We start from the raw sequence: 16,721 nt of genomic DNA, 5'->3' as shown, positions 1-16,721 counted from the left end.
TGTTCACCTCAACCTTAACGAATGTTGATAATTGCATCGAAGAGCGTACTGGCAGTTTGTAGAACCTGGGCATTGGCCAGGTAATACTGCTGATAACGCTGCAAATTGCCATACTCTTCGTCAAGGTTTACCCCAGAGATGGTCTGCTGCTGCTTGATTAACTGCGTTTCCACGTTGGCTTTCGTCTGGCTGCTTACCTTCAGTGACGCCGTTGAGCTACCGACGGTACTGACGAGAGAGGCATACGCATCGTTGAAGGTTTTGTTCCCACCCACCACTTTGCCGTTTTGCAGATCGAGCAGTTTCTGGCCGTTACGGTTGTCACTTTCGCCACCGTTCTGCACAGATGCCATCGCCAGTTTAGACTCGTCGCTGATCGCGAGATCCATGTTCATGATGACGTTGGAAACAGGCTTCACGGTAAAGCTGTCTTTGGTATTTGCCGTGCCGCTCACGTTGACGTTAAGGCCATCAAACGACAGATTGCCGCTGGCATCCGGGCTCATCGTAAAGCTGGTTTTGTCTGACGTGCGGGTGACAGTCCAGTCAGTGCCGTTAAACTGCAGCTTATAGTCTGTCGCCTGGACCTGTTTGCTGTCCGTCACAGAAGCCGTAACAACGGCCGAACCGCCGTTCTTGCTGTTGGAAAGGACCGCCGGAGAACCGAAGTTGAACAGCTTACCGCCCGCATCACCGTTCGCATCAAAACCGGCTTCATGCTGCGTGTTCATCGCGTCGGCAAAGGCCAGCGCCATCTGGTTCAGGCTGTTACGGGCTTTATCCAGATCTTCAGCACGGAATGTCAGTAAACCGCCTAAAGAACCGGTGGTGATAAGTTTCTCAGGGATCTCAATATTGCCCGCCACGTCATCGACGTAGGCGATAGTGGTACGAGCCGGATCGGCGCTGGACTTCACGGCCGCCAGCTGGCTGGCTTTGCTGCCCTGTACCAGGCTGTAACCGTTACCGAGAGAGATGTTAAACGTGCCGCTATCCTGCACGGAGACTTCCACGCCCACGATTTTGTTCAGTTCAGTCACGAGCTGATCGCGCTGGTCCAGAAGATCGTTAGGTGACGCGCCCGCGCCAACGCCGGTCAGACGGGAGATCTGATCGTTCAGATTCGCAATCTGTGCCGCGTAGTTGTTGATCTGAGACACGCTGCTTGAGATGGCGGTATTAACCTGCGCGTCCTGGTCACGGAGATACTGATCGTTGGTTTTAAACTGATTGACCAGACCACTCGCTTTACCCAGCACCGTCTGACGTGCTGCCGGGTCTTCCGCGTTGCTCACCAGGGTTTGCAGGCTTTTGAAGAAATCCTGCAGGGTGGTGGAGAGCGAGTTGGTGGTATCGGAGAGCACATCGTCAATTTTTGACATCTGCTGATAGCGCGTCGTCAGACCGCTGCTCTGCGTCTGCGCGGCGCGCAGCTGGTTGGTGATGAAGGCGTCATACTCACGCTGGACACCGGAGACATAAACCCCGTTACCCACCCAGCCACCGCCGGTCAGCGTGCTGTTAGATGCGCCCAGCACCGTGGTCTGGCGGGTGTAACCTGCCACGTTATAGCTTGAAATATTATTACTGACGGTATTGAGTGCCGACTGCGCGGCACTGAGGCCACTCATGGCGCTGTTAATCAAACTGGACATGGGGGTTCCTTTTATACGTTCAGACACGAGTCCTGATGAAGGTTATCGGCAACCTCCACCGGGACTTGAGAACTTTCAGAACAGATTTTCAATATCTGTGCTATAGGCTTTGCTGACCTTCTCGCCCATGGATTTCAGCTGCTGGATCATGCTGGTGAGCTTGCGTGCATAGTTCGGGTCAGTCGCGTAGCCCGCGTTTTGTAAGGCCTGAGCGCCCTGCTCCGCCGTCGCCGCCTGCGTAACGGCGGTATAACGCGGATTGCGGCTCAGCAGGCCAACGTAGTCGGACAATGCTTCCAGATAGGAGCTGTAGACGCGGAATTTTGCTTTGACCTTCACCGCCGCACCGTTCTCGTATTCGGTGGTCGTGATCTCCGTTGTTGGCCCCTTCCAGCTGGAGGTGGCCTTCACGCCGAAGATGTTGAAGCTCGGATCGCCGTTTTCCTTGCGGATCTGACGCTGACCCCAGCCCGACTCCAGCGCGGCCTGCGCCAGAATCAGGTGATGCGGCACGCCGCTCTGTTCGCTGGCAAGGCGCGCGGGCAGAGAAAGCTGCGCCAGGAAGTCTTTGCTGTCACCGGAGAGCGGCTCATCGCCGCTGCCAGTGGCTTTTGGCATCGCTTTACGCACCATTTGCGTCAGAGCCTGGTTCTGATAACTGGTCACCGTTTCCAGGTCGAACTTCATCGGCACCTGCTGCGTCTGATCCTGAGGCTGAATGCCCTGCGCGGCTTCGGTCTGTTTCACAATCATGTCAGCCAGACCGAGGCCTTTACCGGCGGTCATCTGCTGCGCAATCTGCTGGTCATACATGCTGGTGTAGAGACGCGTTGAATCACTGCTGAACATCCCGTCTTTCGGCAGGGTTTCGCGCATGCTTTTCAGCATCATCTGTACAAACATCCCTTCCACCTGGCGGGCGACCGGGCGGATGTTCGCCGCCGGGTCTTTGCCTGCTTTGGTTTTCAGTTCGTTGAGCGACTGGGCGTCCCAGGCTGCACTGGTCAACAGTTTGCTATCGGTCAGCATTAGATGATTTCCAGTTTGGCGCGCAGGCAGCCTGCGCTTTGCATGGATTGCAGGATGGACATCAGATCCATCGGCGTTGCGCCCAGGGCGTTCAGGGCACGCACCACGCTATTCAGGTTGGCGCTGGAGCGAACGCTCTGCAGCGACCCACCGCTCTGGCGCATATCAATCTGCGTTTGCGGTGTTACCACCGTCTGACCGCCGCCAAATGGCGTGTTCGGCTGGCTCACGTTCGCGGAGCGGTTAACCGTCACGGAGAGGTTACCCTGCGCCACGGCACAGCTGTCCAGCGACACTTCCCGGTTCATCACCACCGAGCCGGTACGGGAGTTGATGATCACTTTCGCATCCTGGACCGGAACGTTCACTTCCATATTCTGAATATCAGCCAGCATGCGCACCTGGTTGCTGCTGCCGGTGGAGGTGCGAATCTGCACGGTGCGCGCATCGAGTGCCGTTGCGTTACCGTAGCCGCGGCTGCGGTTGATGGTATCGGCAATTTGCTGCGCCATCGTGAAGTCTTCATTATTAAGCTGCAGGTTGATGGTGTTGCCCGCGCCAAACTGGGTCGGCAGTTCACGCTCAATGATTGCACCGTTGGTGATACGACCACCGTTCAGCTGGTTCACCTGCACGCTGCTTCCGCCTGCGGATGCCCCCGCACCGCCAACCAGAATGTTCCCCTGCGCCAGCGCATAGACCTGGCTATCAACGCCTTTCAGCGGGGTCATCAGCAGCGTACCGCCGCGCAGGCTTTTGGCGTTACCCATTGAGGAGACCACCACATCAATGGTCTGCCCCTGACGCGCAAACGCCGGGTAGGACGCGGTGACCATTACCGCCGCCACGTTTTTCAGCTGCATGTTGGTTCCCGCCGGCACGGTAATGCCGAGCTGGGAAAGCATGTTGTTCAGGCTTTGGGTGGTGAACGGCGTCTGTGTCGTCTGGTCACCGGTACCATCCAGACCGACCACCAGGCCATAGCCAATCAGGGAGTTTTCACGTACGCCCTGAACGCTGGTGAGGTCGCGAATACGGTCAGCCTGGGCAAATGTTGCCACCAGCGCGAACGCCACGGCGAAGATCGATTTAAACATGGGTCACCTCGCTTACATCGGCGATAAATTAAGGAAGAAGCGCTGCAGCCAACCCATATTTTGCGCTTCATTGATATAGCCGTTACCGACGTACTCAATGCGCGCATCCGCCACCTGGGTGGACGGAACGGTGTTGGTGCCGCTGATGGTGCGAGGGTTAACCACGCCCGAGAAGCGAATGAATTCAGTACCCTGGTTGATGGCGATCTGTTTTTCACCCACAACGTGCAAGTTGCCGTTAACCAGTACCTGGTCAACCGTGACCGTCAGCGTACCGCTGAAGGTGTTGCTGGCGTTCGCGCCGCCTTTACCGTTAAAGGTGTTGCCGCCGGACGCGTTCACATCAGCACGCGCGTTGCCGAACAGCCCTTCGAGATAGCGTGGCACGGTATCGAAGCCAAAATTGGTTTTGCCATCGCGGCTGGCGTTCGCCGACGAGCTCTTGCTCGCGCTGACGTTTTCCTGCAGCACAATGGTCAATGTATCGCCGACGTTACGCGGGCGGCGATCTTCAAACAGCGGCTGATAGCCGTAATTAATCGGCTGCGCGGTCTGGAAAATGGAGCCGTTTACCACTGGCGCTGGGCCAGGAACGGGTTGGGCAGTCGTCGCACCCTGGACCAATGGTTTAGACGGGATCAAAGCACACCCGCTGAGGGTGACAGCCAGAACAGTCAGTATCGGATAACGAAACGCCGCGTTTTTTTGCATTGCCTTCATCTTCGAAAACAGGGAGCCGGTGCGGCGTTTACCGCACCGGGCTACACCTTAGAGTTGCGTCAGTTTCTGCAGCATCTGGTCGGTCGTCGACACTGCTTTACTGTTAATTTCATACGCGCGCTGGACCTGGATCATATTCACCAGCTCTTCCGCCACGTTCACGTTGGACGTTTCAACATAACCCTGGTACAGCAGACCCGCGCCGTTCAGGCCCGGGGTGCTCTCATTTGGCGTACCGGAGGATTGCGTTTCGGTGTAGAGGTTCTCACCAATGCTTTCCAGACCGGTATCGTTCATGAAGGTGGTCAGGTTGAGCTGCCCAACCTGAACCGGCGCGGCCTGTCCCTGCTGGGTCACGCTGACCACACCGTCACGTCCGATGGTGATGCTCAGGGCGTTCGCCGGGATGGTAATCGCAGGCTGAACCTGGAATCCGCCCGCCGTCACCAGCTGGCCGTTCTGATCGACCTGGAACGAACCGTCGCGGGTATAGGCAGAGGTCCCGTCAGGCAGCTGCACCTGGAAGAAGCCCTGGCCTTTGATTGCCACGTCTTTACTGTTGTTGGTCTGAGACAGGTTGCCCTGGCTGTGCAGACGCTCGGTAGCCACCGGGCGAACGCCGGTACCAATCTGCAGGCCCGACGGCAGCGTCGTCTGTTCAGAAGACTGCGCGCCCGGCTGGCGGATGGTTTGATAAAGCAAATCTTCGAAAACGGCACGCTGACGCTTGAAACCATTGGTGCTCACGTTTGCCAGGTTGTTGGCAATCACGTCCATATTGGTTTGCTGGGCGTCCAGGCCAGTTTTCGCGATCCATAAAGAACTGATCATAAGGAGTCCTGTTAACTCATAGCCAGAAGTTGGTTAGCTTTGCCCGCGTTTTCATCCACGCTGCTGATAATCTTCATCTGCATTTCAAAACGGCGGGCGCTGGCAATCATGTCGCTCATGGCGGCTACCGGCTTGACGTTGCTGCCTTCCAGAACGCCGGACATCACGCGGATGCTCGGATCGGCCTGTAACGTGGCACCACGCGTCGCCTGCGCCGCCTGGGTCAGACGAAACATGCCGTCGTCGCCGCGCTGCACCTCTTTGCCTTCCGCTTTAACCAGCTTCAGACGTCCGACGGGTGCAACGGTGTTGGCCGGGTCGCCCGGGTTCAGCGCCGAAATGGTGCCGTCCGCGGCGATAGTCAGCTCAGAGCCTTCCGGCACGGTCAGCGGACCCGCTTCCCCCATAACCGGATGCCCCTGAATCGTCAGCTGGCCCGTCGCGCTCACCTGGATATTGCCGTTACGGGTATAGCCTTCGCTGCCGTCGGCAGTTTGCACCGCCAGCCAGCCGTCCTGCTGCAGGGCAACGTCCAGCGGGCGCGAGGTGTAGTCCATCTGCCCTGGCGTCATATCTGCGCCAGGGGTCGATGCCGTCACCAGCGTACGGGTCGGCAGGGACAGCCCTTCAACCGGCACCGCGCGCAGCGCGTTAAGCTGCGCACGAAAGCCCGGCGTAGAGGCGTTTGCCAGGTTGCTGGCGGTAACGGCCTGCTGATTGAGCGTCTGGCTTGCCGCGCCCATCGCGGTATATATTGCGTGATCCATTGCGCTTTCCTGTTAGCCGCTTAACGCAGGTTAACCAGCGTGTTCAGGATCTGGTCCTGGGTTTTGATGGTCTGCGCGTTCGACTGATAGTTACGCTGTGCGACGATCATGTTCACCAGTTCTTTACTCATATCCACGTTGGAGGCTTCCAACGCGCCGTTGGTCAGCTTGCCGAAGTTACCGGTGCCTGCGGTACCCAGCAGCGCCACGCCGGAGGACTGAGTGGCAGACCACACGTTGTCGCCTTCCGATTTCAGGCCTTCGTTGTTGGCGAAGTTTGCCAGCACGATCTGACCCAGAACCTGAGACTGTTCGTTAGAGTAGCTTCCCACCACGGTGCCATCGTCGTTGATCTGGTAGCTCACCAGGTCGCCAGGCTTGTAGCCGTTCTGATTGGTTGCCACAACGCTGTTTGCACCAGTGTTCTGCTGCATGGAGTTCTGGAAGCTCAGGGAGAAGGTCGCTGCCGTCGCACCGCTGACAGAACCCGTGGTGATGTTAATGGCCGGCGTGGCGTTTGGCGTTGCGCTCAGTACACCGGCAGCGTCGTAGTTGTAGACACCCGCCAGGTTACCGTTCGCATCAAAGTTCATCTGCGCCGCTTTTGCCGCTGTAGAACCCGCAACGCTGCCGTCCTGAGTGTAAAGATCCCATTTATTGTTGGCCGTCTTCACGTAGTAGACGTACATGTTATGAGCGTTACCCTGGCTGTCGAATACGGTCACGGTCCCTTTTTTGTTGTAGGTGTCCGGGTTGGTCGCATCGAACGGGGCAGTTTGAACAGGATCGGTTGAGTTCAGGTTGATCTGCTGCGTCGCGGTGGTGGTTGATTTCGCCGCCATCAGGGTGTTCGGGATAGTAATCGCCTGAGGGTTCGCACCGGTCTGAACGGTTGGAGGCGTTCCCGCTGCCGGGTAGCCCGTCAGCTGCATGCCCTGCATGTTAACCAGCGTACGGTTTTCATCCAGCTTGAACTGGCCGTTACGGCTGTAGAACACAGAACCGTTGGAATCGACCATACGGAAGAAACCGTTCTGGCTGATAGCAACGTCCAGACCACGACCGGTGTTGGTGGTGGTGCCGTCGGTAAAGTCCTGAGTGATGCCCGCAACTTTCACGCCCAGGCCGACTTTGGAACCGGCAAACATGTCCGCAAATGAAGCAGAACCGGATTTAAAACCATAGGTCGCGGAGTTGGCGATGTTGTTGCCAATGACGTCCAGGTTGGTGGCCGCAGCATTCAGGCCGCTGACCGCTTGAGAAAAGGCCATGACTTACTCCTGATAAGTGTTAAGGCTTAGATAATCTGCCGAACTTCGTCGAGTGTGGTGGAACCAGAGGTTCCCAAATCCAGTTTGTTGCCGTCGCTTCCTTTAATCACGCCCTGGACCAGCGCGAACTGCAGCGGCTGCGCCACCAGCTGGGTCGTCCCGTTGCTGGCGCTGATCGCTACTTTGTAAGAACCGTTTGGTGCTTTAGTGCCGTCGGTCAGGCTGCCATCCCACGTAAAGGTGTGAACGCCCGCCTTCAGCTCGCCGATATCAATGGTGCGCACGACCGTGCCGTTGCTGTCGGTAATGGTGGCAGTAACTTTCTCCGCCGCCTGCTGCAACTCAACGCCAAACGGCGTGGTGGTCGTTGTGGTGTTGCCTTCGGTGGTGCTGGTGCCCGCCAGAATCGTGGTTCCCGGGATCATCACCCCGTGGCCAATCAGGCTTGCCGCCTGCAGAGACTGGGCGCTGTTAATCTGCCCGGAGACGGAGCCGAGGGTGGTGTTGAGTTTCTCAATGCCGCTAACGGTGCTGATCTGCGCAAGCTGCGTGGTCAGTTCGTTGTTCTGCATCGGGTTAGTGGGATCCTGGTTCTTAAGCTGCGCCACCAGCAGCGTCAGAAAGCTGCCCTGAAGATCGGCGGCATTGCTCCCGGTGAGGGAGTTAGAACCCGTCGTACTCTTCGTGTTATTAACACCCGAGTTCGTAGGATCATTCACATTTACGGCGATGGACATGCATGTCTCCTTTACTGGCCGAGAGTGAGCGTTTTGAGCATCATGCTCTTCACGGTATTCAGCACTTCAACGTTGGCCTGGTAGCTGCGAGAAGCCGACATGGAGTTCACCATCTCACCTACCACATCCACGTTTGGCATTTTCACGTATCCGCTGGCATCCGCGAGCGGGTTACCCGGCTCATACACCAGCCTGTCCGGCGCCTGGCTCTCTACCACATCAGACACCTTCACGCCGCCCGTCGCCGCGCCCGGCGCAGCATCGACCTGAAAGACAACCTGTTTGGCACGATAAGGCTGGCCGTCTGGTCCGGTTACGCTGTCGGCGTTCGCCAGGTTACTGGCAGCCACGTTCAGGCGTTTGGACTGCGCGGTTAACGCCGAACCGGCAATATCAAAAATATTCAACAAGGCCATCTATCAGTTCCCCCCCTGCAGGACGTTCATCATGCCTTTGATTTGTCCGCCGAGTACGGTCAGGCCCGTCTGGTATTTCAGGCTGTTATCGGCAAACTGCGTACGCTCCCGGTCCATATCCACGGTGTTACCGTCGAGTGAGGGCTGATCGGGAATGCGATAAAGTAAATCGGTCGCTGGCGCGGTCATCGCCTGAGCAGGAATATGGCGAGAGGATGTCATGGCAAGTGCAACACCCGTTCCTTCGGCACGTCCACGCTCCATCACCTTTTTGAGTTCACTGGAAAAATCAATATCGCGCGCCTGAAACCCTGGGGTATCGGCGTTAGCGATGTTGGCGGCTAAAATCTCCTGCCGCTGGGCGCGTAAATTGAGCGCTTCCTGCTGAAAACGTAACGCGGCGTCGAGTTTATCGAGCATGTCTCCTCCGCTGATGGCAAAATTTCAGTTCACAGCTTAAATCTCACCCGGTCTCCCCTATCGACGGAATAAGCGCAAAATGCGTCGCTATTTATTGCGTTGATGCAAAACCACTGCAGGTAGAATTCATTCAACTCTGGAAACGGTGGAACTTGCGATGCAAACGTTAAAACGTGGCCTGGTGGCAACTTTCTTGCTGTTTAGCCCTCTGGTGCAGGCTGAAGGTTTACAGGATCGGCTGACGGCTTTTTTTGCTGAAAAGCTGGCGGGCTTTAGCGATGAGGTTAACGTTACCGTGCGCACCCCACCGAATCTGTACCCGACCTGTGACCAACCGTCATTCAGCGTGACGGGAACCACCCGGCTGTGGGGAAATGTGAACGTGCTGGCACGCTGCGCGAACGAAAAACGCTATTTACAGGTTGCAGTTCAGGCGACGGGCAATTATGTTGTCGCCGCCGTGCCCATTGCGCGCGGCAGCGTGCTGCAGACGAACAGCGTGACGTTAAAGCGCGGCCGTCTGGATCAGCTGCCTCCACGCACCATGCTGGAAATGAACCAGGCACAGGACGCCGTCAGCCTGCGCGACGTCGCACCCGGCCAGCCGATACAGCTCTCAATGCTGCGTCAGTCATGGCGGGTAAAAGCGGGCCAACAGGTGATGGTTGTAGCCAACGGAGATGGCTTTAGCATCAACAGTGAAGGAAAAGCGTTAAACAATGCCGCGGTGGCGCAAAACGCCCGCGTCAGAATGTCCTCAGGCCAGGTGGTGAGCGGAACCGTCGATTCTGATGGGAATATTCTGATTAACCTATAATCTTTTTAAAGATTTCGCGGCGCGTGCCGATAAATATTCCACTAATGATGATGTCAGGCGCAAACGCCGCGAACCCTCGATGAGGACAACACTATGAGCATTGATCGTACATCAGCCCTGAAGCCGGTAAGCGCTGTACAACCTCGCGAAACGAATGACGCTCCTGCGCAGAAAACGCGTCTGGAAAAACCGTCAACGTCCAACAGCACCAGCGTAACCCTGAGCGACGCGCAGGCAAAACTGATGCAGCCAGGCAGCAACGATATCAATATGGAACGTGTTGAAGCGCTGAAAACGGCTATTCGTAACGGTGAGCTGAAAATGGACACCAGCAAGATTGCTGATGCCCTGATTCAGGAAGCACAGAGTTTCTTACAGAGTAACTAACCGTATGAGTCGACTGTCAGAAATACTGGATCAAATGACGGTTGTTCTTAACGACCTGAAAACGGTAATGGACGCTGAGCAGCAGCATCTCTCTTCCGGCCACATCAACGGCAGCGCGCTGCAGCGTATTACTGAAGACAAAAGTTCGCTTCTGGCAACGCTGGATTATCTGGAGCAACAGCGCCGCGCTGAGCAAGATCCTAAGCGCAGCGCCAATGACGATATTATTGAGCGCTGGCAAACCATTACCGAAAAAACCCAGCACCTGCGCGACCTTAACCAGCACAACGGCTGGCTACTGGAAGGTCAGATTGAGCGTAATCAGCAGGCGCTTGAGGTATTGAAACCGCATAAAGAAACCGGACTGTACGGTGCGGATGGTCAAACAGCGACTGCGCGTATTGCGGGAGTTAAAAAGATTTCGATTTGACGCTTGGGCGACAAATCATGCAGCGGGGAGCACCATAAGGTGAACTCCCCTTTTGGCGTTTATGCCGTACGGCGGGCAAACTCTTTCACTTTGAACCCCAGCACCGCGAGCGTGGCAAAGTAAGCCACCACCCCGACACCTACCACGGCCATCAGCCGCATCAGACGATAAGGCATGGTGCCGAGGGACCACTCCGGCATCACGTACATCATGCCGAGCAGCGCGGCTGACATCACCAGTACCGCAACGATCAGACGTACCAGGAAACTTCCCCACCCCGGCTGCGGCGTGAAAATATCCTGCTTGCGCAGCTGCCAGTACAGCAGCCCGGCATTCAGACAGGCCGCCAGACCAATAGACAGCGACAGGCCGGCATGCTTCAGCGGACCAATAAACGCCAGGTTCATCAGCTGGGTCATAATCAGCGTCACGATGGCAATTTTCACCGGCGTTTTGATGTCCTGACGCGAGTAGAACCCGGGCGCCAGCACCTTGACGACGATCAGCCCCATCAAGCCGACCGAGTAGGCAATCAGCGCGCGCTGGGTCATGGCGGCATCAAAAGCGGTGAATTTCCCGTACTGGAAGAGCGACACCGTCAGCGGTTTAGCCAGAATACCCAGCGCCACCGCGCTCGGCAGAGCCAGCAGGAAGCAGAGACGTAAACCCCAGTCCATCAGGCGGCAATATTCATCATGATTGCCGCTGGCAAAGCTTTTCGACAGCGACGGCAGCAGGATGGTCCCCAGCGCCACGCCCAGCACCCCGGACGGGAACTCCATCAGACGGTCAGCGTAGTACATCCAGGAAACTGAGCCGGACACGAGGAAAGAGGCAAAGATGGTGTTGATAATCAGCGAGATCTGGCTGACGGAGACGCCGAGAATGGCGGGTCCCATCTGCTTGATCACGCGCATCGCCCCGGCATCTTTGAGATTGATGCGCGGCAGCACCAGCATGCCGATTTTTTTCAGATGCGGCAGCTGGTACGCCAGCTGCAGCACGCCGCCGACGGTAACCGCCCAGGCCAGCGCCAGCACCGGCGGGTTGAAGTGCGGCGCGGCGAACAAGGCAAAACCGATCATGCTGACGTTGAGAAACGTCGGCGCAAACGCCGGAACAGAGAAGCGGTTCCAGGTGTTCAGGATCGCTCCCACCAGCGAGGCCAGCGAGATGAGCAGAATATAGGGGAAAGTGATGCGCAGCAGCTGCGTGGTCAGGGCGAACTTGTCGGCCGTATCGGCAAAACCGGGCGCGGTCACCATAATCACCCACGGTGCGGCCAGCATCCCGAGTACGGTCACCACCGCTAAAGCCAGCGTCAGCAGCCCGGAGACATAAGAAACAAAGACACGCGTCGCGTCTTCACCCTGCTTGCTTTTATATTCCGCCAGAATGGGCACGAATGCCTGGGAAAACGCCCCTTCAGCAAAAATACGACGCAGCAGGTTCGGCAATTTGAACGCGACGAAAAAGGCGTCCGTGGCCATCCCTGCACCAAATACCCTTGCCACAATGGCGTCGCGCGCAAAACCCAGCACGCGGGAAAACATGGTCATCGAGCTGACGGCCGCCAGCGATTTTAATAAGTTCATTAACGTGAATTTCCAGAACCATACGGATTTCCAGGACGGGCAAGCGTAAGCGCCACCCGGCAAAGCCTACAAGCGGCGCTTAGTCTACCTGGATTTCACCGAATTACTATCCGCAGATGTTACAGCGAGTTATTCGCTCATGGCATCGCGCCAGAGCCTTTCCACAATGCGCTGCGCCAGAATGGCCTGCTCGCCGGACGTTTCAGGAACCGTCTGATTTTGCACGCAGGTGATAAAGTGACGGGCGCATCCTGCGAAACCGCGCTGCTCGAGGGTGCTCTGCCAGCCTGGCGCCGGGAGCGTCACCACGCCGTTGCCCTTCTCTTCCCGCCATTCGCGCATGTCCGTTATGTCGTACAGCGCGCCCTCGGTCACCGCCTGCACGGATTCACGCTGGCTTCCCGCACGACGGTGCATGCTGGTGGTAATCTGAAGATGCTCAACGGCAAAGTGGTGCTCCGCGTAGACCATCTGCCCCTGATCGTTTGTCATCAGGGTACCGCTTTTCAGCAGCGCTTCGCCGTTGCTCAGCCACAGCGCCGTATCCACAACGTGCAGATAATCATCCAGAAGGGTGAAGCGCAGATCGTTCGGCCCAATGCTGTCGGTGCGGTGTTTATCCATCCGCAGCGAGGCGAGCGTGTCCGACCGCGCCTTCAACTGCTGGTAAAGCGGCGCGAAGCGGCGGTTGAAGCCCACCATTAGCGTCAGTTTTTTGCGCGCGGCCAGCTCAATCAGCCGTTCGGCATCCTGAACATTTTCCGCCAGCGGCTTATCCACGCAGACGTGAACCCCCAAACTGAGCAGCTCGCTCACCACCTGATAGTGGGTTGCCGTTGAGGTATGCACAAAGACCGCATCACACTCGCGGGCCAGATCCTGCAGGGAGGCGGCATACGGAATGCGCCAGGTTTCGCAGATACGTTCTGCCTTTTCTCGGGTGGGTGACCATGCCCCTTGCAGGGTCCAGTCCGTCGCCGCACCTAAAACAGGCAGCCAGGCTTTTTGCGCGATGCCGCCGAGCCCCACCACGCCTACGCGTAATTTTTTCACCGTCAGTCTCCCAGATGTGCCAGCAATGCATCAAGGCGCTGTTTCAGCCCGGCGACCTCTTCTTCCAGCGCCTCTACGCGCGCGGCAAGAGTGTCATTGCTTGCTGAGGATCCCGCGTCGCTCTCCGCGGTAGCGGTAGCGACATCGACGTCGCCGCTGAACAGGTGCATATAGCGGCTTTCACGTTTACCCGGCTCGCGCGCCAGACGCACCACGTATGGGCCGTCTTCGCGAGAAGCCAGCCCTTCCAGGGTCTGCTCAACTTCCTGCATATCGCTAAACTCATGCATGCGGGAAGCGCGCGTGCGCAGTTCCCCCGGCGTCTGCGCTCCGCGCAGCAACAGCGTGGTGATGACCGCCACTTCCGCACTGCTCAGCTTCAGGTCGCCAAATTCGGAGTTACAGAAGCGCTGTTCGTATTTGGTCACGCGGTTGCCGAAGCCGCTGACGGTGCGCAGATAGTGGCGTTTAACCAACGCATCCAGCACGTCCTGAACCTCATGCTCGCTGAGGTTCATCACCGGCTCGCGGTTGGTCTTCTGGTTGCAGGCCATGGTTACGGCGTTGACGGAGAGCGGATACTGCTCCGGCGTGGTGACCTGTTTTTCGAGTAAGCACCCAATCACGCGCGCTTCTGTACCGTTTAGCTGATACTTCATCTTTTCTCCTTAACGACCTGCGGTCCAGTCCCGGGTGGTTAACGCCGTCAGAACGTGGTCGCGCCACTCTCCGTCTATCAGCAGATAGTCTTTGGCGTAACCCTCTTTCTCGAACCCTAAGCGCGCCAGCAAATTGCCGCTGCGCTGATTATGCGGCATATAGTTCGCCATGATGCGATGGATATGCTGCGTGCGTTGCATATAGCGGATCGCCACCGTTAACGCCTCGTACATCAGCCCCTGCCCCTGCCATTTCTGGCCGATTGAGTAGCCGAGGTAGCAGGCGTGAAACGACCCGCGCACCACGTTTGAAAAATTAGCGATCCCGATAATCTCTTTTTCTTCAGGATCCAGCAGCGCGAAATAAAACGCGCTGCCCTGCTTGTGAAATTCCGTAATCATGCTGAGGCGCGCCTGCCAGCCGGAAGGGTAACAATGGCTCTCATCCCGAACGGGTTCCCAGGGTTTTAAAAACTGGCGATTCTCGGCGTAATAATCCGCCAGACGCCAGGCATCACGCTCATGCACCAGACGAACGACCAGCCTGTCCGTTGTCAGACGCACTTTTGGCACATTACTGCGATAGCCAAACATCGATACCACTCCTTCCCGTCACTTCTGCTTACCCATTAGCTTTACTATACCTGCGCCTGCGCCGTCTGTGAAAACAGTGACATACCATTTTGCCCTCTTTTCATTATTTTCGATGAGAACTCTCTATCAAAGCACCCTTTTGATAAAAAAATATTGTCACGCCCAGGGGTGGGAAAAAACGCGGCGACACCGCAGAATGTTAGCGTGCTTACCTTCTTATTTTCCCTGGAGGGAAAATGTCCCGCGTATCACAGGCCAGGAGCCTGGGTAAATATTTCCTGCTCGTCGATAACATGCTGGTCGTGCTCGGCTTTTTTGTCGTTTTTCCATTGATATCGATCCGCTTTGTCGATCAAATGGGCTGGGCGGCATTAATGGTTGGCATTGCCCTGGGGTTACGCCAGTTTGTCCAGCAGGGTCTGGGCGTCTTTGGCGGGGCTATCGCCGACCGCTTTGGCGCTAAACCGATGATCGTTACCGGTATGCTGCTGCGCGCGGCAGGCTTTGCCACGATGGCGGTCGCTCAGGAGCCCTGGCTGCTCTGGTTCTCCTGTTTCCTCTCCGGTATCGGCGGCACGCTGTTCGATCCGCCGCGCACCGCGCTGGTGGTGAAGCTTATTCGCCCTCAGCACCGCGGCCGTTTCTTCTCGATTCTGATGATGCAGGACAGTGCCGGGGCGGTCGTCGGCGCCCTGCTGGGAAGCTGGCTGCTGCAGTATGACTTCCGACTGGTCTGCGCAGCTGGGGCGGTGCTCTTTATTCTGTGCGCGCTGTTTAATGGCCTGTTCCTGCCCGCCTGGAAACTGTCGACGGTCAAAGCGCCGGTCCGGGAAGGGCTTGGCCGCGTCCTGCGCGACAGGCGTTTTGTCACCTATGTGTTGACCCTGACGGGCTACTACATGCTGGCTGTGCAGGTCATGCTGATGCTGCCGATCATGGTTAACGACATCGCGGGCACGCCTGCAGCCGTTAAATGGATGTACGCCATCGAAGCCTGCCTGTCGTTAACGCTGCTCTATCCGATTGCCCGCTGGAGCGAACGGCGTTTTCGTCTGGAGCATCGCCTGATGGCCGGGCTGTTCCTGATGACGCTGAGCATGATGCCGATCGGTCTGGTGAACTCTCTCCAGCAGCTGTTTACGCTGATTTGCACGTTCTATATTGGCTCAATCATCGCCGAGCCTGCGCGTGAAACGCTAAGCGCCTCGCTTGCGGATGCGCGTGCGCGCGGCAGCTATATGGGTTTCAGCCGGCTGGGGCTGGCGCTTGGCGGCGCATTAGGTTACGCCGGTGGCGGCTGGTTGTTTGATGCCGGCAAAGCGTTAAATCAGCCCGAACTCCCGTGGATGATGCTCGGCGCGGTGGGCTTTATGACGCTCCTTGCCCTGTGGTGGCAGTTCAGCCAGAAACGCAGCGCGAGCGGGATGCTCGAGCCTGGCGCGTAGCCTTTCCCTCGGGCGGGAGCTACTCCCGCCCCACTTCTCAGTTTTTTCTGCTGGTTTCTGCCAATTCACACTGACATACTGGCGCAACAGGACAGAAGCGCCGATTTTTCGTTGAGGAACACTATGAAGAAAATTGTCTTTGCCGCGGCATTAGTTGTCAGCGGCCTGCTGGTTGGCTGTAACCAGCTCACGCAATATACCGTCAGTGAACAGGAAATTAATCAGGCGCTGGAAAAACATAACAATTTCTCTAAAGACATTGGCGTGCCGGGTCTGGCGGACGCGCATATCGTCCTTACGAACCTGACCAGCCAGATTGGACGTGAAGAGCCAAACAAAGTCACCCTGGCCGGTGATGCAGATCTCGATATGTCATCACTCTTTGGCAATCAGAAGGCCAACATCAAGCTCAAGCTGAAGGCTCTGCCCGTTTTTAACAAAGAGAAAGGGGCAATTTTCCTGCAGGAGATGGAAGTCGTCGATGCGCAGGTGTCGCCGGACAAGATGGCACCGGTTCTGCAAACCCTGATGCCCTATCTCAACCAGTCGCTGCGAAATTACTTTAACCAGCAGCCCGCGTACGTCTTAAGCGAAGACAAAAGCAAGGGTGAAGCTCTGGCGAAAAAATATGCAAAAGGTATAGAGGTGAAACCGGGAGAAATTATCATTCCTTTCACCGATTAACCTGAAGGGCGCTGCGGCGCCCTTTTTTTTACGGAAAAGTGTGCAAACGAAAACGTTTCCGCTTATGATTTGTGTCCGGCAAAAACAGCCATCCTTATGACTGATTCCTGACAA

General features: G+C 56.9%; 19 protein-coding genes. 5 read left to right on the top strand and 14 right to left on the bottom strand.

From position 1 onward, the window contains the following. Nucleotides 1-14: 14 nt before the first annotated feature. From flgK to flgB, 10 genes are all read right to left on the bottom strand, one after another. Nucleotides 15-1,655, bottom strand: a complete 1,641-nt coding sequence (flgK, locus tag UTM25_RS10010) for a flagellar hook-associated protein FlgK (protein ID WP_029740344.1) — start codon at nucleotides 1,653-1,655, stop codon at nucleotides 15-17. Nucleotides 1,656-1,730: 75 nt separating this feature from the next. Beyond that, entirely contained in the window at nucleotides 1,731-2,684 is a 954-nt protein-coding gene (gene flgJ / locus UTM25_RS10005; protein ID WP_033145206.1) for a flagellar assembly peptidoglycan hydrolase FlgJ, read from the bottom strand. Further along, nucleotides 2,684-3,781 (bottom strand): flagellar basal body P-ring protein FlgI, encoded by a 1,098-nt coding sequence (locus UTM25_RS10000; RefSeq protein ID WP_194401125.1) that lies wholly within the window; start codon nucleotides 3,779-3,781, stop codon nucleotides 2,684-2,686. The genes flgJ and UTM25_RS10000 overlap by 1 nt, the downstream gene beginning before the upstream one ends. 12 nt (nucleotides 3,782-3,793) lie before the next feature. Next, nucleotides 3,794-4,492, bottom strand: a complete 699-nt coding sequence (gene flgH, locus UTM25_RS09995) for a flagellar basal body L-ring protein FlgH (protein WP_024909015.1) — start codon at nucleotides 4,490-4,492, stop codon at nucleotides 3,794-3,796. 57 nt (nucleotides 4,493-4,549) lie between these two features. Next, nucleotides 4,550-5,332 carry a flagellar basal-body rod protein FlgG gene (flgG, locus tag UTM25_RS09990; RefSeq protein WP_008500810.1) on the bottom strand — a complete coding sequence of 261 codons (783 nt, stop codon included), beginning with the start codon at nucleotides 5,330-5,332 and terminating at the stop codon, nucleotides 4,550-4,552. An 11-nt stretch (nucleotides 5,333-5,343) separates the two neighbouring features. Beyond that, the gene (locus UTM25_RS09985; protein WP_023311138.1) at nucleotides 5,344-6,099 is read right to left on the bottom strand and encodes a flagellar basal body rod protein FlgF; all 756 of its coding nucleotides are present in this window, start codon (nucleotides 6,097-6,099) and stop codon (nucleotides 5,344-5,346) included. 20 nt (nucleotides 6,100-6,119) lie between these two features. Further along, entirely contained in the window at nucleotides 6,120-7,370 is a 1,251-nt protein-coding gene (flgE, locus tag UTM25_RS09980; protein ID WP_023311137.1) for a flagellar hook protein FlgE, read from the bottom strand. A 26-nt stretch (nucleotides 7,371-7,396) separates the two neighbouring features. Then, the gene (flgD, locus tag UTM25_RS09975) at nucleotides 7,397-8,107 is read right to left on the bottom strand and encodes a flagellar hook assembly protein FlgD (protein WP_023615711.1); all 711 of its coding nucleotides are present in this window, start codon (nucleotides 8,105-8,107) and stop codon (nucleotides 7,397-7,399) included. Nucleotides 8,108-8,118: 11 nt separating this feature from the next. Further along, the gene (gene flgC / locus UTM25_RS09970) at nucleotides 8,119-8,523 is read right to left on the bottom strand and encodes a flagellar basal body rod protein FlgC (protein WP_008500814.1); all 405 of its coding nucleotides are present in this window, start codon (nucleotides 8,521-8,523) and stop codon (nucleotides 8,119-8,121) included. Between the two features lie 3 nt (nucleotides 8,524-8,526). Continuing rightward, nucleotides 8,527-8,943, bottom strand: coding sequence for a flagellar basal body rod protein FlgB (flgB, locus tag UTM25_RS09965; protein ID WP_023311135.1), 417 nt, complete (start codon nucleotides 8,941-8,943; stop codon nucleotides 8,527-8,529). A gap of 157 nt (nucleotides 8,944-9,100) precedes the next feature. Here flgB and flgA point away from each other — a divergent pair, with 157 nt between their 5' ends. The 3 genes from flgA (at nucleotide 9,101) to flgN (ending at nucleotide 10,577) form a co-directional block, all read left to right on the top strand. Next, complete coding sequence (flgA, locus tag UTM25_RS09960) at nucleotides 9,101-9,760, top strand: flagellar basal body P-ring formation chaperone FlgA (protein ID WP_023311134.1); 660 nt, start codon at nucleotides 9,101-9,103, stop codon at nucleotides 9,758-9,760. A 93-nt stretch (nucleotides 9,761-9,853) separates the two neighbouring features. Continuing rightward, nucleotides 9,854-10,147 carry a flagellar biosynthesis anti-sigma factor FlgM gene (gene flgM, locus UTM25_RS09955; RefSeq protein ID WP_023311133.1) on the top strand — a complete coding sequence of 98 codons (294 nt, stop codon included), beginning with the start codon at nucleotides 9,854-9,856 and terminating at the stop codon, nucleotides 10,145-10,147. A 4-nt stretch (nucleotides 10,148-10,151) separates the two neighbouring features. Further along, nucleotides 10,152-10,577 carry a flagella biosynthesis chaperone FlgN gene (gene flgN / locus UTM25_RS09950; RefSeq protein WP_008500818.1) on the top strand — a complete coding sequence of 142 codons (426 nt, stop codon included), beginning with the start codon at nucleotides 10,152-10,154 and terminating at the stop codon, nucleotides 10,575-10,577. Nucleotides 10,578-10,636: 59 nt separating this feature from the next. On the opposite strand, the gene murJ is transcribed toward flgN, so the two are convergent. From murJ to rimJ, 4 genes are all read right to left on the bottom strand, one after another. After that, entirely contained in the window at nucleotides 10,637-12,172 is a 1,536-nt protein-coding gene (gene murJ / locus UTM25_RS09945) for a murein biosynthesis integral membrane protein MurJ (protein WP_194401126.1), read from the bottom strand. 129 nt (nucleotides 12,173-12,301) lie between these two features. Beyond that, entirely contained in the window at nucleotides 12,302-13,225 is a 924-nt protein-coding gene (locus UTM25_RS09940; protein WP_194401127.1) for a Gfo/Idh/MocA family oxidoreductase, read from the bottom strand. A gap of 2 nt (nucleotides 13,226-13,227) precedes the next feature. Then, nucleotides 13,228-13,884 carry a YceH family protein gene (locus tag UTM25_RS09935; protein WP_059346478.1) on the bottom strand — a complete coding sequence of 219 codons (657 nt, stop codon included), beginning with the start codon at nucleotides 13,882-13,884 and terminating at the stop codon, nucleotides 13,228-13,230. A 9-nt stretch (nucleotides 13,885-13,893) separates the two neighbouring features. Beyond that, on the bottom strand, nucleotides 13,894-14,478 hold the full coding sequence (gene rimJ, locus UTM25_RS09930) for a ribosomal protein S5-alanine N-acetyltransferase (protein ID WP_008500822.1): 585 nt from the start codon (nucleotides 14,476-14,478) through the stop codon (nucleotides 13,894-13,896). A gap of 236 nt (nucleotides 14,479-14,714) precedes the next feature. Between rimJ and mdtH the strand changes: the two genes are divergently transcribed. Continuing rightward, nucleotides 14,715-15,923, top strand: a complete 1,209-nt coding sequence (mdtH, locus tag UTM25_RS09925) for a multidrug efflux MFS transporter MdtH (RefSeq protein WP_194401128.1) — start codon at nucleotides 14,715-14,717, stop codon at nucleotides 15,921-15,923. Nucleotides 15,924-16,046: 123 nt separating this feature from the next. Next, the gene (locus UTM25_RS09920) at nucleotides 16,047-16,607 is read left to right on the top strand and encodes a lipoprotein (protein ID WP_023311126.1); all 561 of its coding nucleotides are present in this window, start codon (nucleotides 16,047-16,049) and stop codon (nucleotides 16,605-16,607) included. Nucleotides 16,608-16,721: the final 114 nt, after the last annotated feature.

Source organism: Enterobacter sp. 61D5 (genome assembly GCF_034107965.1).
In the GTDB taxonomy this organism is placed as follows: Bacteria; Pseudomonadota; Gammaproteobacteria; order Enterobacterales; family Enterobacteriaceae; genus Enterobacter; species Enterobacter cloacae_M.
This window is presented reverse-complemented; position numbering and strand designations above follow the sequence as displayed.